At 56.2% G+C, this 20,894-nt stretch carries 16 protein-coding genes; 11 read left to right on the top strand and 5 right to left on the bottom strand.

Annotated elements, in window-relative coordinates; all coding sequences use genetic code 11:
- Positions 1 to 18: 18 nt before the first annotated feature.
- Positions 19 to 1,086, bottom strand: coding sequence for a 3-deoxy-7-phosphoheptulonate synthase AroG (aroG, locus tag K5E80_RS10335; protein WP_220636073.1), 1,068 nt, complete (start codon positions 1,084 to 1,086; stop codon positions 19 to 21).
- Positions 1,087 to 1,228: 142 nt separating this feature from the next.
- On the opposite strand from aroG, the gene K5E80_RS10330 reads away from it, so the two are divergent.
- Positions 1,229 to 2,185: a GGDEF domain-containing protein gene (locus K5E80_RS10330; protein ID WP_220636072.1), complete on the top strand. Its 957-nt coding sequence runs from the start codon at positions 1,229 to 1,231 to the stop codon at positions 2,183 to 2,185.
- 369 nt (positions 2,186 to 2,554) lie between these two features.
- On the opposite strand, the gene K5E80_RS10325 is transcribed toward K5E80_RS10330, so the two are convergent.
- Complete coding sequence (locus K5E80_RS10325) at positions 2,555 to 4,525, bottom strand: hypothetical protein (protein ID WP_220636071.1); 1,971 nt, start codon at positions 4,523 to 4,525, stop codon at positions 2,555 to 2,557.
- 813 nt (positions 4,526 to 5,338) lie between these two features.
- Here K5E80_RS10325 and K5E80_RS10320 point away from each other — a divergent pair.
- The 10 genes from K5E80_RS10320 (at position 5,339) to K5E80_RS10275 (ending at position 18,457) form a co-directional block, all read left to right on the top strand.
- Positions 5,339 to 5,929 carry a hypothetical protein gene (locus K5E80_RS10320; RefSeq protein WP_220636070.1) on the top strand — a complete coding sequence of 197 codons (591 nt, stop codon included), beginning with the start codon at positions 5,339 to 5,341 and terminating at the stop codon, positions 5,927 to 5,929.
- A gap of 46 nt (positions 5,930 to 5,975) precedes the next feature.
- Positions 5,976 to 9,599, top strand: coding sequence for a nitrate reductase subunit alpha (locus tag K5E80_RS10315; protein WP_220636069.1), 3,624 nt, complete (start codon positions 5,976 to 5,978; stop codon positions 9,597 to 9,599).
- 21 nt (positions 9,600 to 9,620) lie between these two features.
- Positions 9,621 to 11,174: a nitrate reductase subunit beta gene (gene narH / locus K5E80_RS10310; protein ID WP_220636068.1), complete on the top strand. Its 1,554-nt coding sequence runs from the start codon at positions 9,621 to 9,623 to the stop codon at positions 11,172 to 11,174.
- 5 nt (positions 11,175 to 11,179) lie between these two features.
- On the top strand, positions 11,180 to 11,887 hold the full coding sequence (locus tag K5E80_RS10305) for a hypothetical protein (RefSeq protein WP_220636067.1): 708 nt from the start codon (positions 11,180 to 11,182) through the stop codon (positions 11,885 to 11,887).
- Between the two features lie 21 nt (positions 11,888 to 11,908).
- Positions 11,909 to 12,640, top strand: a complete 732-nt coding sequence (gene narI / locus K5E80_RS10300) for a respiratory nitrate reductase subunit gamma (RefSeq protein WP_220636066.1) — start codon at positions 11,909 to 11,911, stop codon at positions 12,638 to 12,640.
- The gene (locus K5E80_RS10295; RefSeq protein WP_220636065.1) at positions 12,610 to 13,284 is read left to right on the top strand and encodes a hemerythrin domain-containing protein; all 675 of its coding nucleotides are present in this window, start codon (positions 12,610 to 12,612) and stop codon (positions 13,282 to 13,284) included. Before narI ends, K5E80_RS10295 begins: the two co-directional genes overlap by 31 nt.
- A gap of 138 nt (positions 13,285 to 13,422) precedes the next feature.
- Positions 13,423 to 14,703 carry a DUF3422 family protein gene (locus K5E80_RS10290; protein ID WP_220636064.1) on the top strand — a complete coding sequence of 427 codons (1,281 nt, stop codon included), beginning with the start codon at positions 13,423 to 13,425 and terminating at the stop codon, positions 14,701 to 14,703.
- A 1,095-nt stretch (positions 14,704 to 15,798) separates the two neighbouring features.
- Positions 15,799 to 16,170 carry a pyridoxamine 5'-phosphate oxidase family protein gene (locus tag K5E80_RS10285; RefSeq protein WP_220636063.1) on the top strand — a complete coding sequence of 124 codons (372 nt, stop codon included), beginning with the start codon at positions 15,799 to 15,801 and terminating at the stop codon, positions 16,168 to 16,170.
- A 626-nt stretch (positions 16,171 to 16,796) separates the two neighbouring features.
- On the top strand, positions 16,797 to 17,366 hold the full coding sequence (locus tag K5E80_RS10280; protein ID WP_220636062.1) for a tyrosine-type recombinase/integrase: 570 nt from the start codon (positions 16,797 to 16,799) through the stop codon (positions 17,364 to 17,366).
- Positions 17,367 to 17,425: 59 nt separating this feature from the next.
- Positions 17,426 to 18,457, top strand: a complete 1,032-nt coding sequence (locus K5E80_RS10275; RefSeq protein ID WP_220636061.1) for a DNA cytosine methyltransferase — start codon at positions 17,426 to 17,428, stop codon at positions 18,455 to 18,457.
- Here the strand turns inward: K5E80_RS10275 and K5E80_RS10270 are convergent.
- The 3 genes from K5E80_RS10270 to K5E80_RS10260 form a co-directional block, all read right to left on the bottom strand.
- Positions 18,416 to 19,213, bottom strand: a complete 798-nt coding sequence (locus tag K5E80_RS10270) for an HNH endonuclease (protein ID WP_220636060.1) — start codon at positions 19,211 to 19,213, stop codon at positions 18,416 to 18,418. The two genes, K5E80_RS10275 and K5E80_RS10270, sit on opposite strands and share 42 nt — an antisense overlap.
- A 399-nt stretch (positions 19,214 to 19,612) precedes the next feature.
- Entirely contained in the window at positions 19,613 to 20,065 is a 453-nt protein-coding gene (locus tag K5E80_RS10265) for an EVE domain-containing protein (RefSeq protein ID WP_220636059.1), read from the bottom strand.
- Between the two features lie 161 nt (positions 20,066 to 20,226).
- Complete coding sequence (locus K5E80_RS10260) at positions 20,227 to 20,874, bottom strand: hypothetical protein (protein ID WP_220636058.1); 648 nt, start codon at positions 20,872 to 20,874, stop codon at positions 20,227 to 20,229.
- Between the last annotated feature and the right edge of the window lie 20 nt (positions 20,875 to 20,894).

Here is a 20,894-nt window from a genome sequence, read left to right as displayed (position 1 = left end):
GAATCTTGAACCCTGAATTCACCGTGTTTCCAGCACGGTACGCCGCTTGCGTACCGCCTCGGCGAGCAGGTTCAGCACATCAAGGCTGTCTTCCCAGCCGAGACAGGGGTCGGTGATGCTTTGTCCGTATTCGAGCGGTTTGCCCCGCGCCAGATCCTGGCGCCCCTCCTTGAGATGGGACTCGATCATCACGCCGCTGATGCGGTCGTCGCCATTGGCCATCTGGTCCGCCACATCGCGGGCGACATCGATCTGGCGCTTGAACTGCTTGTTGCAGTTGGCATGCGAGAAGTCGATCATCAGGCGTGCCGCGAGACCGGACTTGGCCAGATACTGGCAGGCCGTATCGACGCTGGCTGCGTCGTAATTTGTCTCTTTGCCGCCGCGCAGGATGACGTGGCAATCCTCATTGCCGGAGGTCGACACGATAGCCGAGTGTCCGGCCTTGGTCACCGAGAGAAAATAGTGCGGGCTCGCCGCCGCCTTGATCGCATCGACGGCGATGCGGATGTTGCCGTCGGTGCCGTTCTTGAAGCCGACCGGACAGGACAGCCCCGAAGCCAGTTCGCGGTGGATTTGCGACTCCGTGGTGCGCGCGCCGATGGCGCCCCAGCCGATAAGGTCGGCAATGTATTGCGGCGTGATCATGTCGAGAAATTCGGTGCCCGCCGGAAGGCCCATTTCATTCACTTCCCAGAGCAGCTTGCGCGCCAGGTGCAGCCCTTCATTGATGGCGAAGCTGCCGTCCAGGTGCGGATCGTTGATCAGGCCTTTCCAACCCACCGTGGTGCGCGGCTTTTCGAAATAGACGCGCATCACGATCACCAGGTCGGCAGCGAGGCGGTCGCGCTCCGCCTTTAGACGAGTGGCATATTCCAGCGCCGCCTTGGTATCGTGGATCGAGCAGGGGCCAATGACGACCACCAGCCGGTCGTCGGCGCCGTGCAGTACGCGATGAATGGCCTGACGCGCTTCCCAGGTGGTCTGCGCCGTGGCTTCGCAGTCCGGCAGTTCGCGCAGCAAATGGTCGGGCGGAGCCAGTTCCTTGATTTCCCTGATGCGGAGGTCGTCGACAGCATGTTTCATGGTGATGGAAGTGGGCCGGATCAGAATCGGATTTTACCGCATGGCAGCAATCCGCCACCGCCGCAGCGTGACGGAATTGTCTTGCGTTGGGCCTGCACTAATGGCTATGCTCTAGAAAATAGACAGGAGGCAAGGGAACAACATGCTGTCAAATGCGGATCGTGCCCAACTCGAGGCGGGCAAGCTGTTCGGCCTGGTCGGAATGGAGGAAGTCGGGCATCTGCTCGAAACCTGCACCATCGAAACCATCGAAGCGGGTGTGCACCTGCTTGAACCGGGGGTTCCCAATCACCATCTTTACATGGTGCTGGATGGCGAGTTGCTGGTCTATCCCGGTGGCACCAGTCTGCCCGAACATGTGGCGCTCAGGGGCGGCGACTGTGCCGGCGAAATGTCGCTGATCGACGGCCAGCGGGTCTCCGCCCTCGTCGTTCCCTCGCGTACGACACGGCTGCTGGTAATTCCCCACGATGTTCTCTGGACCATGATTGAGTGCTCTTACGTCATCGCGCGCAACCTGCTCGGCATTCTTGCCGGACGCTTGCGCAACAACAATCTGGCGCTGGTCGCCAGCCACGAAGGCAGCCTCGAATTCGAATCGGCCGTAAGCGTCGATGCGCTGACCGGTCTGCACAACCGGCACTGGATGCAGGATGCCTTCACTCGCGCCATGCAACGCTGCGAGCGCGATGTGACGCCGCTTTGCCTGATTCTGGTTGATATTGACAATTTCCGCCACTTCAACGGCAAATATGGCCACGTCATTGGCGACAATGTACTGCGCCGGATGGCGCAAAGTCTGTCCGAAGGCTTGCGTTCGCAGGATTTGCTGGTGCGCTACGGGGTCGATAAGTTCGCCCTGTTGCTGCCGGAAACCACTCTCGACAAGAGTTGCCAGATCGCGGAACGGTTGCGGCTGTCGGTGGCAGGGCAGGCAGTGCCGGTCGGCGACAATGCGACCGAATCAATCACCATCTCCTGCGGCGTCGCCGGCATAGACACCAACGATACGCTCGACACCCTTCTCGCCGCCGCCGATGACGCGCTGCTGCGCGCCAAGCAAAACGGCCGCAACCGGGTTGAGAGCGCGGAGCGCTGAATAGGGGCCCTGGTTGTTTAGTCCCAGAGTGTGCTGGTGTGATTTATAGCCAGCTAAAAGGGGATGACGTATAGGATAAATATTGCATGGAAGCCCCGTGCGAGAGAGGCAGTGCGTCGAGCGAAACAACATAGTAAAGCGAACCTGAACGAACTGTCGACCACCGGACTTTCACAATTGCGATCACCTGAAGTGGTCCCAAAATGCAAAAAAACCCAACCTCGGTGGCTGGGCTAAGTACAAGAAACGGTACAAGGGCCAATCCTTGGTGAGTCTCCTGGAACAGCCGAGGATACCCTCTGAATTATTTGCTGCCCCGGAAGTGTTGAGGTATTCCGGGGCGCGTGACCTGTCAAATTGCAGCGGCTGTTATTGGGTCGACACCGATTTGCTAACCGCCAGTCTGCGGCCATAGGCGTCAACACCACTGAGCCAGATCCCTGCATTGGTTACCGTTCCGGTGGTCAACGCGGTTCCCAAACCCATCAAGGCACTGGTGGCTGTGGACAACAGGTCCTTCTCAACGTGAATGTAGGATGCACCTGTTGTCGTATTTGCCCAGAGATCCAGATGCTCGGACATAAGCCCTGTCGGCATAGTCCAAGTGACATTGGCCGACTTGCCGCCGGCCGCCACCGCGTTTTGCATCATGCTTGGGGTGATGTCTACTCCGTCAATCGTGATGGCCGTGATGCTCGGGAACGCCGCCGCTGAAAGCGTGCTGGTTATGTAGGGCTGTTTTGGCAAAGTCAGCGTGTAGCCTGAACCATTGAGACTGTTGCCGTTGCTGTCTTTCAGGATGGCGGTATATACGCTATTGTCCAGCGCCTGGGCAATGATGACGCACTGGGTATTCGCGACAAACGGCCCTTGAGTACCATTAACGGTTGACCCGCATTCGGGGATCACGTTGTTGTTATAGTTCGGCAGCTCCACATCGAACCAGGTATTTTGAATGTCCTGCACCATGGTCACACCACCCGCAGGCAGACCTGGCCCGGTGACCACTGCCTTGACAGCTAATGCGCCTGGGTTGTTGGTGTTGTAGGAGTGGGGATCAATATTCATCCACAGCCCATTTGTCATGGATGAACCCTGTGTTGTTCCTCCCCCCATAGTATTCATGCTAGTCCATTCATCGCGCTGCGCCTGGGCAGTGATCGAAACATCCGCAATCCGTCCATCGCCTTGTACTAGCCAAAGACCATTGACCTTGGCCATCTTCAATTGAATTTTTTCGGTGAACGTGGCTGGATTGTTGGAGGTGATGTCTGCCGTCAGGGTGCCGGTGATGCTCCCAGGGTCAAGCGTGATAGCCACATTGCTGAATTTCAAGCCGATTGCATCCGGATCTGTAGACAATTCGCTGGCAAACTGGGCAAACGTCTGGCCATCCATCATGAAGTTGCTGGAGGTGTCGAAAACGCCGCTGTTCTGCAACGTCGTCATGCTGGGAAGGCTGGTGGCAAACAAGGCCGCGAAACCATCGAGTTTTGCAATTACTGCCTGCAAATCGGTCACTCCCTCAGCGTTCATGCCCGACAACTTGGTGCTGTCTACCGGGGTCGCATCATCCGTTGATGTGGCGGCATTGTCTGTGGCGATAACGGCTTGGGTCAGGGCATTTTTGAGTGTAACAATATTCGTTGCCGTATCTGTCTCGACCTTGACCAGGTCAAGAACCGCATCCATACCGGAGTGATCGGCCGCGAACGAGGTACGCAGCAGGTCGATACTGTCGCTGATGCCCATGGTCGTCAGTACCGGCTCCAGCTTGGCATGAAGTGCGCTTTGGGCCGCAGCCAGTTTGTCTGCTGTTATCAGGTCGCCAATCTTGGCAATATTGGCTGGGTCGCTGAAATATGTCTCAGCCATTTGGGCGGCAATGTTCGACACCATCAGGTCAGTAAATGGCGTGACGTTGACGGTACCGCCCACGTCGGCCGTCGTTGCTGCGGAGTAGTAGGTAACGCTGGTATTGCCCACCGTACCTGCCGCCTTCAGCACGAAGGGGCCGGTCATGCCACTGACGTCGATCGAGTAGTGGCCATTTGCTTCTATGGTTGCGCCTTTGGTTGCGCCTTTGCTGTCGGTGATAAGAACGGTGCCGATGACGGCTGCCCCGCCAGCCACCGTGCCGGAGAGAGTCGTCGAGGCAGCAGGAGTTGCGGCACCACCACCACCACTACCGCAACCAGCTAATAAGATACCAGCAATTGCGCCAGCCAATGCGAGTTTCTTGAAGTTGCAAGATAACATGTCAATTCCTTGTAGAATTTTTAAGGGAGGAGATTCAAGTCCGAAGTGCACGGTGTTATGCCGCAAATGTGGCGGCATCATGAATGCCTCGTGAGGTATTTTGAAGCTGAGGCATTTTCCGGGTCTGGCAGTTAAGGTAGTGTGTGGTGAAAACGATGCCACTGTGAAATGATGGTGTTCAGACGCATCTTCTTCGGAAAGAGCTGGCTAATCAGAGGAAGTGACGTTTATTATTATTAATAGATCATTATATCGGTTCATACAGCAGTTCTCATGACACAGGATGAATTTCACGATTTTTAACATCTCTTTGCTCATGGGCCGGTTTATTCAGTGCCGTCGGAACGACTGCCGGAATCAAACGAGCGCTTAAGGCTGAAATGACGTTTTCACAACTCTTTATTGAGTATGGCGAAAGTCACGGCAAAATGAAAAAAGCCTGCTCTCCACTCCGCCTCGCAGCGACGCAGTTACTTTGAGTTTCGCGGTCATGGCTTGCCCCGACACGGACCTCCGCTGTGCTGTTTGCGTGCCCTCACGGGCGCATGGTTCCCGCTTGCACGGAGGCGACGAAACCCTGGTTCATAAGTCGCTCTTTGTGTGCAATGCCACACCAGTTCATCGTTCCCGGATCGGTGTTGAGGAGCATCCCGTCTCATCGCCTCGCCGCTTCACCATGCTGCGGTGCCTAATGAGTAATCAGTAGAAGCTTGATTTTAATCATTTCTTGTTGCGCTGCATTTTGGGTACATTCTCACAGACCTGTTGTTTAGCGCGGCATGTAGTGCAGTTTTGGGCGGATAAGCATGAAACCGCTGTCGGCGCCATGCCGCGTGTGCACTTGCCTGTTGCATGTTTGTTTCATTTGTTGCCGCTTGGCGAAAGGTCATTCCCATGAACAATCGACGATTCATGCGCGGCTTGCTCCATGGTCTCATCTATGGTGCTTTGCTGGTTGCTGGGTGCAGCGCGTTGGCGCAGGACACCGCTGAACCAAACGTGGCAGCCGCCGCTGTGGTACCGGCACATGGAATGGTTCGCCAGGGACAAGACCTGTTTCTCGGCGCCAGGCGTTTTAGTGCCGGCGGCCCTGCCTGCAATTCCTGTCACAATGTTGTCAATGACGCGGTCATCGGCGGCGGTACGTTGGCCATGGACCTGACCGAGACGTTCGAGCGCTTTGGTGCCGAAGGCATCATTGAAACCTTGCCCCGCAAAGACGCCCCGTCGCCGTTCCCGGTCATGCAGGCAGCTTACCAGGGTCGCGAAATCACGGCCGAAGAGGGCAATGCCCTGGTGGCTTTCCTGCAAGAAGTCTATGACAAGCGCGCGACGCAACAACCCAACGATATCCGCACCAAGATGCTGCTTGCCGGCATCGGCGGCGTCATCATGCTGTTGTTGCTGTTCTCCCTGATCGGGAAAGGACGCAAGCGGCGCTCGTTGAACCAGGAGATGTTCGACCGGCAGATCAAGACGGAATGACTGCTCGAATTGCGCAACAGTCGAGGGATTTACGTAGGAGACGCACATGGGCTGGATCAAAGACATCATCGCGCCGGATACGCGCAAATGGGAAGAGTTCTATCGCAACCGCTTCCAGCATGATCGCGTGGTGCGCAGCACCCACGGCGTCAATTGCACGGGCGGCTGTTCCTGGCAGATCCACGTCAAGGAAGGCATCGTCGTCTGGGAAACGCAGCAGCTCGATTACCCGCTGCTCGAGGACAAGCTGCCGCCCTATGAACCGCGCGGCTGCCAGCGCGGCATTTCCTTCTCCTGGTATTTGTACAGCCCGCTGCGCATCAAGTACCCGCTGATCCGCGGCGCCCTGGTCGACGCCTACCGTTCCGAGAAGCAGCGAGCCGGCGACCCGATGAAAGCGTGGGAAGCGCTGCAAAGCGATCCGAAGAAGCGCCAGGCCTACCAGACCGCGCGCGGCAAGGGCGGCTTCCGCCGTACCAGCTGGGACGAGGTGATGGAAATCATGGCCGTCGCCAACATTTATACCGCCAGGAAATACGGCCCGGACCGCGTCTTCGGCTTCTCGCCGATCCCGGCCATGTCGATGATCAGCTATGCGGCCGGAGCGCGCTTCCTCCAGCTGTTCGGCGGCGTCAATCTGAGCTTCTACGACTGGTATTGCGATCTGCCCAACGCCATGCCGGAAATCTGGGGCGAGCAGACCGACGTCTGCGAAAGCGCCGACTGGTACAACGCCAAGATGATCGCCGACATGGGCGCCTGCCTCAACATGACGCGCACGCCGGACTGCCATTTCTTCGCCGAGTCGCGCCACAACGGCACCAAGACCGTCGTCTTCTCGCCCGACTTTTCCATGATCAGCAAGTTCGCCGACCAGTGGGTGCCGCTCCATGCCGGTAGCGACGGCGCCTTCTGGATGGCGGTTGGCCACGTGCTGCTCAAGGAATTCCACCACGAACAGCAGACCCCGTATTTCATCGAGTACGCCAAACGCTACACCGACAGCCCGATGCTGGTGGTGCTCAACAAGGAAGGCGACCGCTACATTCCCGGCCGCATGCTGCGCGCCAACCAGCTGGCGCAGTACAAGGACATCGAGAACGGCGACTGGAAGTTCGTCAATATCGACGCCAGGACCGGCAGGCTGGTCGTGCCCAAGGGCGCCATCGGCCACAAGTATGACAAGGGCGGCGCGGGCGGCCAGTGGAACATGAAGTATGAGAACAGCATCGACGATGCCGCCTTCGAGCCACTGCTGACCCTGCTCAGCCAGAACGACGAAGTGGTGCAGACCGAATTCACCGAGTTCGGGCTGGACAAGAAGGCGCTGCGTGGCGTGCCGGTAAAGCACCTCGACAGTACCGAGGGTAGGCTGGTGGTGGCGACCATCTACGACCTGATCATGGCCCAGTACGGCGTCGGGCGCGGCCTGACCGGCGACTATCCGCCGGACTACAGCGACAAGGATGCGGCCTACACACCCGCCTGGCAGGAAATCTTCACCGGCATCGACGCCAAAACCGTCCTGCAGTTCGCGCGCGAATGGGGCAACACCGCCAGGGTCACCGAAGGCAAGTGCATGATCATCATCGGCGCCGGCGTCAACCAGTGGTACCACGGCAACCTGATCTACCGCGCCGGCGCCATGGCGCTGCTGCTCTCCGGCTGCGTCGGCAAGAACGGCGGCGGTCTCAACCACTACGTCGGCCAGGAAAAGCTGGCGCCGGCCGATTCCTGGGCGACGATCGCCCTGGCCAAGGACTGGCTGGCCGGCAATCGCCTGCAGCAGGCGCCGATCTGGCATTACATCAACAGCAGCCAGTATCGCTACGACGGGCACTTCGCCAACTACAACAGCGTGCCAAAGAACAAGCTCACCGACATGCACAATGCCGACTCGATCTTCATGTCGGTACGCAACGGCTGGATGCCCTTCTTCCCGCAGTTCAAGCAGAACCCGCTGGAACTGGGCAAGGAAGCCATCGCCGCAGGCGCCAGGGACGACGACGGAATCAAGAAGCACGTGCTGGAAAAGCTCAAGAGCAGGAAGCTCGAGTACGCGGTCGGCGACCCGGAGGCGCCGGAGAATCACCCTCGCCTGTGGTACATCTGGCGCGGCAATGCCATCTGCGGCAGCATGAAGGGCATGGAATACTGCCTCAACCACTATCTCGGCACGCATCACAACATCATTGCCAAGGACTCGCGGGAACGCCCAAGGGAGATCAAGTGGCCCGAGATGGCGGCGACCGGCAAGATGGACTTGGTGGTCGATCTCAACTTCCGCATGGACTCCTCGGCGCTGTATTCCGACATCATTTTACCAGCCGCTTCCTGGTACGAAAAGGCCGATCTCAACAGCACCGACCTGCACACCTTCATTCATCCGCTCTCGGCGGCGATCACGCCGGTCTGGGAAGCCAAAACGGACTGGGCCATCTTTCGCGATCTGGCCAGGGCGACCAGCGAGGCGGCGAAGAAGTATCTGCCCGAAGTGCAGGTCGACGTCACCATGGCGCCGCTATCGCACGACACGGCCGACGAGATCACCCAGCCGCACCTGCAGGACTGGTACAAGGGCGACTGCGAAGCCATTCCGGGCAAGACCATGCACAAGCTCGGTGTGATCCGGCGCGATTACACCAGGCTCTACGAGAAGTTCATCAGCCTCGGCGAGAACGTCAGGACCGCCGGCCTCGGCGGTCACGGCAACCACTACATGTGCGCCGAGCAGTATGACGAAATGCTGGCTTCCAGGCACTTTGCCACCGAGCAGCAAGATGACCGGACCTACCCATCGCTGAAGGACGACGTCTCGGTGTGCAACGCCATCCTGCACCTGTCCACCCTGACCAACGGCGAGCTGGCGGTGCGCGCCTACCGCAACATGGAGAAAAAAACTGGCCTGGAACTGACGCATATCGCCGAAGGGGCCAAGGATGTGCGTATCAACTATGGCGACCTGCAGGCGCAACCGCGCCGCTACAACTCTTCGCCGCTATGGTCTGGCCTGATGAACGACGGCAGGGCCTATGCGGCATTCACCTACAACATCGAGAAGCTGGTGCCCTTCCGCACCCTCAGCGGCCGCCAGCACTTCTACCTCGACCACGACATGTACATCGCCTACGGCGAGCATCTGCCCACCTACAAGCCTTCGCCCAAGCCGGAAGCCTTCGGCGACCTGAAGGAGACGCTGAAGGCCGGCAAGGCCAAGGTGTTGAACGTATTGACTCCGCATGGCAAGTGGCATATCCACTCGACCTACGGCGACAACCTGCGCATGATGACCTTGTCGCGCGGCGGCTACCCCACCTGGGTTTCCGAACAGGATGCCGCGGAACTGGACATCAAGGACAACGACTGGATCGAGGTGCACAACGACAACGGCGTCTTCGCCAGCCGCGCCATCGTCAGTTCGCGCATTCCGAAGGGCGTCTGCATCGTCTATCACTCGACCGAGCGCACCATCGGCGTACCCAAGTCGCAGGTGCGCGGCGGCAACAAACGCGCCGGCGGCCTGAACAGCTTCACCCGCGTGCACCTCAAGCCCAACCTGCTCGCCGGTGGCTACGCCCAGTTCTCGTATCACTTCAACTACTGGGGGCCGGTCGCCTGCAACCGCGACACGCACGTGACCATCACCAAGATGGACAAGGTCCGATTCTGAGCCGGCGCCAAGGAGATAAACATGGATATCCGTTCGCAGATTTCGATGGTGTTTCACCTGGACAAGTGCCTCGGCTGCCACACCTGCTCGGTCGCCTGCAAGAACATCTGGACCGACCGCAAGGGTGCCGAATACATGTACTGGAACAACGTGGAGACCAAGCCGGGCACCGGGTTCCCGACCAGGTGGGAAGACCAGGGCATTTACAAGGGCGGCTGGGAGAGCGTCGGCGGCTCCTTGCAACTCAAAGGCGCCGGCAAGCAGAAGGGCTTGCTCAACATCTTCCACAATCCGAACATGCCGGTGATCGACGACTACTTCGAACCGTTCACGTACAAGTACCTCGATCTGATCGAGTCGCCCGAGGACGACTGCCAGCCGGTTGCCCGACCGGTATCGCTGATCACCGGAAAACCGATGGACATCAAGATGGGGCCGAACTGGGACGACGATCTCTCCGGCACGCCCGACTTCGCGCGCAAGGACCCGAACCTGGCCAGCCTGGCGCCGGCGGAGCAGGAGGCGATGTTCCAGTTGGAGAAGATGGCCTTCTTCTACCTGCCGCGCGTCTGCAACCACTGCCTGAATCCCGCCTGCGTCGCCTCCTGTCCCTCGGGCGCGATCTACAAGCGCGGCGAGGACGGCGTGGTGCTGATCAACCAGAATGTCTGCCGCGCCTGGCGCATGTGCGTCACCGCCTGCCCCTACAAGAAGACCTACTACAACTGGAATGCCGGCAAGTCGGAGAAATGCATCCTCTGCTATCCGCGCATCGAATCCGGCCAGGCGCCGGCCTGCATGCACACCTGCGTCGGCCGCATCCGCTACATCGGTGTCCTGCTCTACGATGCCGAGCGCATCGAGCGGGTGGCGTCGGCGCCGGAAGGCGATCTGGTCAACCGGCATCTGGAAATGCTGCTCGATCCCTTCGATCCGGAAGTGATCGCCTCCGCCAAGGCCAACGGCATCGCCGATTCGACCATCGCCGCGGCACAGAACTCGCCGGTCTACAAGTTCGTCAAGGAATGGGGCCTGGCCTTGCCGTTGCATCCGGAGTACCGCACCCTGCCCTCGCTGTTCTATGTGCCGCCGCTGCTGCCGGTGATGGCCAGCATCAAGCAGGTGGATAACACCGCGCAAAACGCCAAGCTCAACGACATCTCCAAGATCTGGGAGGACAGTTGGCTCTACGACACTTCGACCGCCGACTTCTTCGGCGGCATCGACGATGCCCGCTTTCCGCTTCAGTATCTGGCCAACATGTTCAGCGCCGGCAATCTCGAGCAGGTCAAGGACCGCCTCAAGAAGCTGATGGCGATCCGCATCTACCGACGCTGGAAGACTGTCGGCGATATTTCCGAGCAGGCGGCACTGGCGGCACTGGGCAAGGTGGGTTACAGCGTGGATGCCGCCGACGGGGTCTATGCCCTGACTTCGCTGGCCAAGTTCGATGAGCGTTTCGTGATTCCCGCCGCGCATCGCGAGCAGGCCATCGAGATGCTCGAATTTACCGGCGACCGCAAGGGCAATGCCGGCTTCGGCTTCAAGGAAGACACCATGCAGAGGGGGATGTGAACGCGATGAACTATTCCCACTACACCCGGTTGGCCGAGCTGTTCGATTTTCCCGACGCCGATTACCTGGTCCGAGCCAGACAGTTGCCGGCCTTGCTCCTTGATCGCTATCCGCAGGCCGCAGCCGAGCTGCAACTCTTCCTCGATGTGATCCCCCCTTCGGCAAACGATCTGCAGGAGCTGTACACCCGCACTTTCGAGATCCAGTCGCTGACCACGCTTTCGGTCGGCTACATCCTGTTCGGTGACGATTACAAGCGCGGCGACCTGCTCGCCAACCTGAACCGCGAGCACATGCTGGTCGGCAACGACTGCCGTGGCGAACTCGCCGATCACTTGCCGAACATGTTGCGCCTGGTCCCACTGCTCCAGGATGCGGATCTCCGCGAGGAGATGGTGGCTGAACTGCTGCTGCCGGCCGTCGCGCTGATGATCCGCGAGTTCGACCCTGAGCGTGTGCAAAGAAAAGACAGGAACTACCAAAAGCATTACAAGACGCTGATCGAGACGCCGGTCGCCGACAAGAACATTTTCTGTCGCGCCTTCAAGACCCTGCTCCAGGTGATGAACCGGGACTTCGAGGCCGCCGGCGGCGGCATCCTGGCGGACATCATCGCCAGACATCAGCGTTCCGACTTCCTTGGAATGATCGAGAAGGAAATGGAAGTGGAAGCTACCGCGAACATGCACAACAACAGCGGCTGTGACCACTGATTACCGGAGAGAGGCCAAATCATGAGCGCACTCACTAATTTACTCATCGTCGCCCTGCCCTATCTGGCCGTCGTGCTTTGCGTGATCGGCTGCATCTACCGCTACCGGGTGAGCGGTTTCAAGTTTTCTTCGCTGTCCTCGCAATTCCTCGACAGCGACAAGCTCTTCTTCGGCAGCATGCTGTTCCACTGGGGCCTGCTGGTCGTCCTTGCCGGTCATCTGCTGGCCTTCCTGTTTCCCGGCTGGGTGCTCCACATCTACAGCAGTCATGCCAACCTGGTAATTTTCGAAGAAATGATCGGATTCACCTTCGGCCTGGGCGCCCTGCTCGGCCTGGTCTGGCTTTTCATTCGCCGCATGGGCAACCAGCGCGTGCGAGTGGTGACCAGCCGCATGGACATTTTCATCGAGGTGTTGCTCATCTTCCAGATTGCGCTTGGATGCTGGATCGCCTATGCCTATCGCTGGGGATCGACCTGGTTCGCCAGCAATCTCTCGCCCTATCTCTGGTCCCTCTTCAAGCTCGATCCTCAGACTGCCGCGGTGGTCAGCCTGCCCGCCCCGGTACTCATCCACATCGTGGCAGCTTTCGTCATCCTGGCGCTGATCCCTTTCAGCCGCCTGGTGCATTTCCTTGTGGCGCCCTTCACCTACATTGCGCGGCCCTATCAGCAGGTCATCTGGAACTGGGACCGCAAGCGGATTCGCGATCCCAATACGGCATGGTCCAACACGCGGCCGAAGAACAACTGAACGCCATGGAGTTCGTTCTGCATCGGGTCGACCCCGTCAACAAACAAGGCCTGCATGGACTGACGGCATTCGAAGGGCTGTCACCCATGGACCCACCCAACGCCTACGCGCCACCAAACATCGAGCCGGCGGCGCTGGAGGACATGCACCCCTTCCTGCGGCACCTGGCGGCGGAACACGTGCCATTCCTGCGCGAACTAGACGCCTTCGAAGAAACCATCCTGGACATCCGGAAAAATGGCTACACCAGGGTCGCGGATGCCCAATTGCGCCACTTTCTGAATTTCTTCAACGAGCATTTCATCGCCCATCACCGGCACGAGGAAGCCGCGCTCTTTCCCCTGCTCAAGCGGCGTCTCCTTGAAACCGGCGAACACGGTGGCGGTCCGGACCCGCAGACTCCGGTTGACCTGATGCAGGACGAGCATGTCAAAGCCATCCAGCTCGCCGCGGTGATCCTCAATTTCCTTGGCCTGGCGTTCCGCTTTCGGGATCAGCAGACACGCCTGATCATCCTCGACGCTGCGCTTGAGCAGGGAAAATTTCTGGTCGAATTGCTGCGCCTGCATGTCTTTCGCGAGGACAACGTACTCTTTCCGCTGGCGCACCGGCTAATTATGCCAGCCGAGTTCGAGCAGATGTGATCCCCCTCTGCTTGATCACCGTAACTGAAGTGGAGACACCCGCCTTGAGCGACAAGTTCCTTGTGGTACTGGTTTGCAATCCCGCATTCGGCGGGATAGAGTTTATAGGGACCATAGTGGTTTTCTCCCCTATTCAACATGCCGCGCCCGCTGACTCCACCTGATCATCCGCAACGCCATGTACTTGCCAACGAAGTACATGCGCGACCACTCGAACCGCTGTCAATACCGGGGCGCGTGGTTTACCTCGCAGTACTAATCGAGCCTGCAGAGCGGTCCGCCGAGCACGCGCAGCTCACCTTGCTGTGCGAGAGCTACGCCGCCGCTGCGCCGCCGGTGGATGCGATTTACTACAGCGTGAACCTGGGCGCGCTCCGATTGCGTTGGGAAAAACACGCCGAGTTTTCAAGTTACGCCTTCCATGGCGATGGTGAGGTATCCGCCGAATGGCTCGCCGCTATTCCGGGCCGAACCTTGGTGTCGGCAATTGCCAAGGTTCATGCGCGCAGTCAGTCCGACCCGGACGCGACGCATATTGCAGCACTCTTTGAGCACAACGATGTGGTCGGCGCCGACATCGGCGCTGGTGTAGCTCATGTATTCAGTGACTTTCGCATTCATCCTGACGGCTATCTCCGCTTTGAGGTATTCGACCACGGGTTATCGCGACGCCAGGCAGGACGCACGGTGCAGCGGCTGTTCGAGATTGAAACCTATCGCATGATGGCATTGCTCGCGCTGCCGGTGGCTCGCACAATGGCCCCGCAACTGCGCGAAATGGAGCGCGAAGTCGCGTCACTCGCCGCTCTGATGGCCGGACAGGCGAGTACCAGCGAACAGTTGCTCGATGCTCTCACTGGCATGGCAGCACGCCTGGAAAGAGACATTGCCGAGTCGCGCTTCCGCTTCGGCGCGGCACAAGCTTATTACGACCTGGTACTCGCGCGCATCGCCGAGTTGCGCGAGCGTCGGCTTCCGGGAACCGAAACACTTGGTGAATTCATGGCGCGGCGCCTCGCCCCTGCCATGGCTACCTGCGAGTCGGTAACGCGGCGCCAGCTTGAGTTGTCCGAGCGCATCGCACGCGCGAGCAACCTGCTTTCCACCCAGGTTGGCATCGTACGCGAGCAACAGAACTCCGAGCTGCTCGCTTCGATGAATCGTCGCGGCCGATTGCAGCTGCGTTTGCAGGAGACCATCGAAGGGCTGTCGGTCATTGCCATTACGTACTATGCGGTCGGCCTCGTGGGCTACGGCGCGAAAGCGTTAACCCACGCCAACTGGCCACTCGATCCGGATATCGCGATGGGTGTCTCAATTCCAGTCATAGGCCTGCTGGTGGCGCTCGGACTACATTACGTGCGCCGAACGATCATTCGCGTCGAAGACAACGGCATCCCTGCGGAGAGCAAGCACTGAACGACGGGAATCGGTCGCGTCGTGACGAAACGAAAAGATCACACTGCGGTTCGTCATGATTTATTACCTGCGGCCGGAGTATGTTCATACCGGACGTTGGTGCGTCAAGAGGCCAATTCCGGCAATGGCCGAGCAGCTACCACATGTCGCCAATGCAAATGCTATTTGGTAATCGTGCGAAGGCGAGCAATCAAGAAAAGGCACAGCGGCAGGGTGGCACGGTGCTATGAGAGGCTTTCCGGAACGGTGGGGTAGGGATTTTGCGCCCCTTCTATCGTCCGGAAACTCTTCAAAACAACCCTGCCACCTTGCCGCGTAGCCAGAACTTGATATAGCGAAAGTAATGGCTTTGGCTTTGAATACTCCTTAACCCAGTCGGGCTTGTCACTTTTGGGCCACTTTTCGTGATTCACCAGGGAGACCAACTTCTTCCTGCCTCGCCGAGTAGCAACGCGACGGTTAGCTGGCTGACACTGGCGGTGAAACCCTCTTGCCATCACCGTCGTGTTGGTTCGTGCAGTGTGGTCGCAGTGATACCCTCTTGCACCCACCAGCCACGCTTCCCGTCCCCGGACTTTCGCAATTGCGATCCCGAAGTGGCTCCAAAATGCAAAAATCCCAACCGCATTGGCCGGGCCAAGTAGAAGAAACGCAACAAAAAGATAATTGGTGGGTTGTGACAGATTCCAACTGTCGACCTACGGATTAAGGGCTATATTTTCTGTAATTAAACCGACGTCTTGACCCGCCTTCACTCGCTAATGCTCATGGAGTAGTCCCACACTTGCCGCTTGGCACTATTCATTTATCTGCCATGAGCTTCCACTTGCTATCATACGTCATCAGGCAGCATCCGGCCATGAACGGTCCTTTAGGAGTTCTCTCCATGGAGATCATCTGGAAATGCCAAAAGCTCTACGTCGGTGCCCCCAAATATTGGAGATGTTATACGGATACAGAAAAAAATAATCCAATTGCAGTTCATGCTATTAGATTACGATAATGCTGCCATCAATAATAATTGTTATAGAGACCCATGGGGCCGTGTAAACACTATTAGACAGAACAACAAACCAAACTACAGGAGGTACTACGATGATCCCGGGAAAATTGCTGGAAATTTTGAAACAGGATGGGGTTGTTGCCATTGCGACACTGGGGAAGGATGGGCCGCATATGGTGAACACCTGGAATAGCTACATCAGAATATCGTCAGACGAACGATTGTTCATTCCTGCAGGTTACATGCATCAGACAGAGGTTAATATTGCCCACGACCCCAATGTGCTAATTACGCTGGGGAGCAGCAAGGTTGAGGGCTTGCATGGGGCAGGTACCGGTTTTTTGATCAAGGGTAAGGCCATCTTCATAACATCTGGACCTGATTTTGATTTCATGAAAGCAACGTTTAGTTGGCTGCGAGCCACCTTGGCCGTTACTATCGATTCTGCTACTCAAACTTTGTGAAGGTGAGTAGAGAGTGTGTATGTACGTTGCAGTTTCGTGGCTTCTGCAGGCATGGGACAATTGCAAATCATAACTAAACTGTCTAACAATGTGCTTCACCTGACGTGCCACGCAGGTGAGCACTGGCGTTCCTGAATGGCAGTTGTCTGAAACATTCAACGGCTGCAGTGGGTCGTAAAGTGTCAAGCGGGGGTGTCTGAATTGAAGCGGTAAGAGACTTTTCCACGGTACCGCCGCCTTACCATTTGGCCAAGCCCTTGAAATTCTGGTGGGTTGTCGGAGATTCGAACTCCGGACCTACGGATTAAGAGAGGCGGCCGGTGATCTTTACACTTTATAATCATAACGTTATAAGACGTTTTCAAACTGGACTACAAAGTGGACATGCAAGAATCACCATAAAACTGCCACTTAACGAGGTAAATAATAAGCACTGAGCCGCTGATCGCCAACCTGTGTTTTAGAACAATTCAAGTCTAACCTAAATCCCTAATAGTTTTCATATTTCCTTATCACTCCTGCCAAACCCTTGCGATCCGTGGGCCTACAACCCACCAAAACAGTGGTAGGAGAAAAAATCATAATGTCATATATTTGGATCACCGTTTTTTTGGGGGATTCCAGAAATGGCACAGGCAAAAACACTCAGCGACAGAGAGCTAAAAATCGTGCTTTCTACTGTCGCACAAGGCAGGCATGCCGCCAGAAATCGAGCAATGGTGCTGATGAGCTTCTGGGCAGGCATGCGGGCTGGCGAGTTAGCAGCCCTAAGAATGAGCGATGTAGTTGTTCCAGATGGAACAATCAAGGCAGAGATTCGTCTGGAAGCAGATCAGACCAAGGGTCAGCGGGGGCGAGTTGTCATGCTTGGAGACAAGCTCAGGAAGGAAATGGCAGTCTATCTTGCATCCCTTGGCTACCCGCCCGATGACGGGCCATTTTTCTATTCCCAGGTGATGCGCTCAGGGTTATCTGCGAACACTGTGGCCCAGCTTTTCCTGCAAATCTATGAGGCGGCAGGGGTGCAAGGGGCCAGCAGTCACAGCGGCCGCCGCACATTCATTACAACTCTTGCCAACAAAGGTGTCGGTGTGCGGGTGTTGATGGCTCTGGCAGGACATCGGCACATGAGCACCACGCAGCGGTATATCGACTTGAACGACGAAATGCTCAAGGTGGCAGTAAATCTGGTCTAGCAGCCGACAAATAAGCCTGGAAGCACAAGATAGAATCGTCGCAGAAAACCGAGGTGGAAATGGCTAAAAGAACATTTGTAGAATTTTGCGCGGGAATTGGAGGGTTTCGCCTCGGCCTTGAGGCTGCGGGATGGGAGTGCATTTACTCAAACGAGGTTGATAGTGAGTGCGAGCGCACCTACTCAAGCAATTTTGGAACAGGCTTTAGCTCAAAAGACCTCCTAACACTGAATGCTAAGCAAGTGCCTTATGCTGATTTGCTTTGCGCTGGATTTCCTTGTCAGCCGTTTTCAATTGCTGGGAAACGACTAGCCACAGAAGATCCGCGCTCAGCTGTCTTGCCGAAGCTACTAGAAATCATAGGCGAAACAAAGCCAAGAGTTGTCCTCCTAGAGAATGTCTCCCATTTTGCGAAACTTCACAGTGGTGAGCATATGCGGGCATTGGTTAAGGCACTTTCCGAACTTTCGTACGAAGTCCACTTTGAGCTCCTCAACGCAAAATACTTTGGCATTCCCCAAAGCAGAGAGCGGATTTTTATTGTCGGTATCCGTAACAAAACGACACCGCATCACTTCTCCTTTACGAAGGATACGCGGCGAAGGAAAAAGTTAAGTGATGTGCTGATCGCCGGTGACAACTCTATCCCGATCTCCCTGAAGTGGCAGCGCTATATTGACTACTACCTTGGGCACATCACTAGCAAAGATATTGGCTTTGCAATCCCCAAGACTAGGACTGCGATAGAACGGAGTGATGCTACTGCCGACCTTGGCAATTGCGTTCTACAAATACGGTCAAGCGGAATACGGGCAATTTCCCTATCTAGCCAATTTCCCACATTTGCCGTTAGTCACAGTGGTGGTGGCGCGATGATCCCTGTCTTTACAGGGGAACGCAGGCACTTGTCCTTAGCAGAGATGACGCGCTTGATGGGGTTCCCTGATTCGTTCAAATTCCCTGTATCGAGAACAAATGCAATAAAGCAACTTTCCAATGCAGTTTGTCCGGAAGTTATAACCTCAATCGCTCACGACATCGAAAGAAGCTTACTTTCGCTTGGACGGAATTCGGTTGTCAAAATGAGCTGACATTCGATCCCGAACGTCTTCCTTGGTTGGGCTTATTAAGGAAGTGGTTTCGGGAAAGGCTAGTGCACAATTTTTGCAGTCAGCTACAGTGCAGATATTGCAGATTTGCCACTTGGACTTGTTGCAATAAAAGCAAAGAAGCTGGTAATTGTCCAATGAATCACTGCCGCCACCTTTCTCAACGGGATGGCGATGATCTGCTACTACCCGTCGATGATCCCGTGCAAAAGTGTTTGTAGTTATGCTTGTTCGAATGAAGAGCAACGATCCACAAAAATTACAGCGGCCATGCTGCGCCTGTAACAAATCAGCCGCATCAACCTTGGTTGGAGCTTTTCTGAGTGCTTTATGCCTAACTTCAAACAGGCGATCATGATGTTCACGGTCTAGTCGGTATCCTTGGCTCCGCCCAACCTTGTCTCCACCCGTGTTATCGATGAAAGTAAAGCCTTCTTCATTCCACAACTCGCTAAAAGGCTTATTAGCGTCGCCGTACGAGTCCTGTACAAGGCCCTCAGGGAGCTTTGCGCCAAGGATTTTGCGAATGTCTGGGATTGTTGAATTGCCAGCAGCAATATCAGATTCGGCTCCTACGCCTTTGTGAATGAGAACGAGCAACGAAACAATCGTCCGTCGCTTTGTGAGATGAATCGTTCTTCCATCTAAGAATTTAATCTCATAACCCGGTCTATCAGCCGAGGCGGACTTTCCGATTGTCTGAATCTGGCTGAGTGTCAAGTATTTTGGGCTTTTCATATTCAAGGCGAGTAGGTCCAAGTTGGTTTTGTCGCTAAGAGCCTGTACGCGCTGCCCACCATAAATTGAGCGCTTCCATTACTGCACGCGATCTAACCTTATTTGACGGTGACCGAGGACCAACCACGCCTTTATGTTCAACAGCGCAGTTCCATGTTTCGTCATCACCGCTCCCCTCGCGCAATGCAAGAATTCGGATGGAATTCCCTTTGCCTCGATCTTCTGCGCTAAGCCATACATCCAAAGCATAATTTCTAGACGTAGGGGCGCTAGTGGTTGATTTCCACTGCCAATGCTTTTCGCACTTCTTTCTTACTAGTTGGCGTATAGCTGCGATATCAAGTGTGCTGGACGTAGGTTTCGTCATTGTCGCTATCGATCCAAATCAATGCATGCCTATCAATTTTCGCGAAGAATATTGAAATCCTTCCGCGATACTTTTCTGCAACCAGACTGAAGAGACGTGCCCCATTTCTGCCTGTTCTGCGGGACAAACGAAAGTTCATCAAGCTTCGCTCTGAAGGACACGGGCGATTGGTAGATCATGATGGAATCAAACCTAAGGTAACGCACGGGAAGTTCAGTCAGTAGATTATTTGAAAGTCTTCCATTAAACGGGGCAACCGTCATTACTGTCGCCTCGCCGACAACATGTTGTGCGTTGCTTCGCCTTCCCGCTAGGTAGAACAAACAGCGGTCGCCAACATTTATTGCAGCGCGATTGCGCGTCCCTTGATATAGATCCCAATGATTGCTCGCTAAGCGCGCTTGAACCACGTCTAACGCAGGAACCAACTTGCCTTGGATATCTTCGGCATCATTTGCCACGAGAATATAGTAACTAACTGGCATGGACTCCCTTTATATCCGCCATGGGTACATCTACTGGGCACCGACAAGGATACTGCATAGAATTGATGTTCAACTTGGGTAATGCTCAATACCGTGTTCCTACTTGGCTTGAGCCACTTGGCGCATGTCTACAATGTAAGGCTGTTCGCTACCGCTCCTCCTCACACTTTCCAGCTTGTCACATCAATCTTCTTCTGGATCGCAGACTTGTTTGGTGAATTCTTGGCTATAGAACGTATTTGCCCCCCGACCCGTCCATCAGCAACCTGAACATTTTCAAAACTTGATTTGAGGGCCGCGAGCTTTAGTGATCGCCGAACTCCAGTCAGCCACTCAACGCCACCGTCCGGGTCCCTATTCCCCGACTTTGACATCTTGAGCCTGGGTACCGCCAAAGGATCGGGTGTGGGAGCCTTTTCGGGCGAAAGACTGAATTCCCGATCCAACCACATCACCAAGTCAGGTTGATTGCCCAAAGCCTCAGTCAGTACTACAAGCGCAGCTTCATATGCACTTTCTGACTGATGATATAGCCCCTGCCTGACTCGCGGATCGCCATCAACAACCATGCTCTCAGCGCGCACGTAGAGGAAATCTGCCCGTTTCAGGCGGGCAATGTATGGCCTGAGCGTGGCTGGAACCTCAACAAGCTGGGCTTTCAAGTCCCGACGCTGCTCTACCTCAGCCTCATACCTGTCCCACTCGTCAGCAGTAAGGACTAGCTGCAAGTCACGCCGCGCCACGTCCTTCCCTGTTTCAAGCCACCCGATCAGGGTTTGTAGCCTTCGCAGTCGCTTGCTCTTGTTCATGGGGAAATAGACAACAAAAA

Origin of the sequence: Georgfuchsia toluolica (assembly GCF_907163265.1) — a bacterium.
Classification (GTDB): domain Bacteria; phylum Pseudomonadota; class Gammaproteobacteria; order Burkholderiales; family Rhodocyclaceae; genus Georgfuchsia; species Georgfuchsia toluolica.
Note: the sequence above shows the minus strand (reverse complement) of the source record. Positions and strands in the feature narration are given on the sequence as shown.

Coding starts and splice junctions, on each gene's coding strand:
- aroG (WP_220636073.1), bottom strand. CDS start 1,086: ATGAAACATGCTGTCGACGACCTCCGCATCAGGGAAATCAAGGAACTG.
- K5E80_RS10330 (WP_220636072.1), top strand. CDS start 1,229: ATGCTGTCAAATGCGGATCGTGCCCAACTCGAGGCGGGCAAGCTGTTC.
- K5E80_RS10325 (WP_220636071.1), bottom strand. CDS start 4,525: ATGATGCCGCCACATTTGCGGCATAACACCGTGCACTTCGGACTTGAA.
- K5E80_RS10320 (WP_220636070.1), top strand. CDS start 5,339: ATGAACAATCGACGATTCATGCGCGGCTTGCTCCATGGTCTCATCTAT.
- K5E80_RS10315 (WP_220636069.1), top strand. CDS start 5,976: ATGGGCTGGATCAAAGACATCATCGCGCCGGATACGCGCAAATGGGAA.
- narH (WP_220636068.1), top strand. CDS start 9,621: ATGGATATCCGTTCGCAGATTTCGATGGTGTTTCACCTGGACAAGTGC.
- K5E80_RS10305 (WP_220636067.1), top strand. CDS start 11,180: ATGAACTATTCCCACTACACCCGGTTGGCCGAGCTGTTCGATTTTCCC.
- narI (WP_220636066.1), top strand. CDS start 11,909: ATGAGCGCACTCACTAATTTACTCATCGTCGCCCTGCCCTATCTGGCC.
- K5E80_RS10295 (WP_220636065.1), top strand. CDS start 12,610: ATGGTCCAACACGCGGCCGAAGAACAACTGAACGCCATGGAGTTCGTT.
- K5E80_RS10290 (WP_220636064.1), top strand. CDS start 13,423: ATGCCGCGCCCGCTGACTCCACCTGATCATCCGCAACGCCATGTACTT.
- K5E80_RS10285 (WP_220636063.1), top strand. CDS start 15,799: ATGATCCCGGGAAAATTGCTGGAAATTTTGAAACAGGATGGGGTTGTT.
- K5E80_RS10280 (WP_220636062.1), top strand. CDS start 16,797: ATGGCACAGGCAAAAACACTCAGCGACAGAGAGCTAAAAATCGTGCTT.
- K5E80_RS10275 (WP_220636061.1), top strand. CDS start 17,426: ATGGCTAAAAGAACATTTGTAGAATTTTGCGCGGGAATTGGAGGGTTT.
- K5E80_RS10270 (WP_220636060.1), bottom strand. CDS start 19,213: ATGAAAAGCCCAAAATACTTGACACTCAGCCAGATTCAGACAATCGGA.
- K5E80_RS10265 (WP_220636059.1), bottom strand. CDS start 20,065: ATGCCAGTTAGTTACTATATTCTCGTGGCAAATGATGCCGAAGATATC.
- K5E80_RS10260 (WP_220636058.1), bottom strand. CDS start 20,874: ATGAACAAGAGCAAGCGACTGCGAAGGCTACAAACCCTGATCGGGTGG.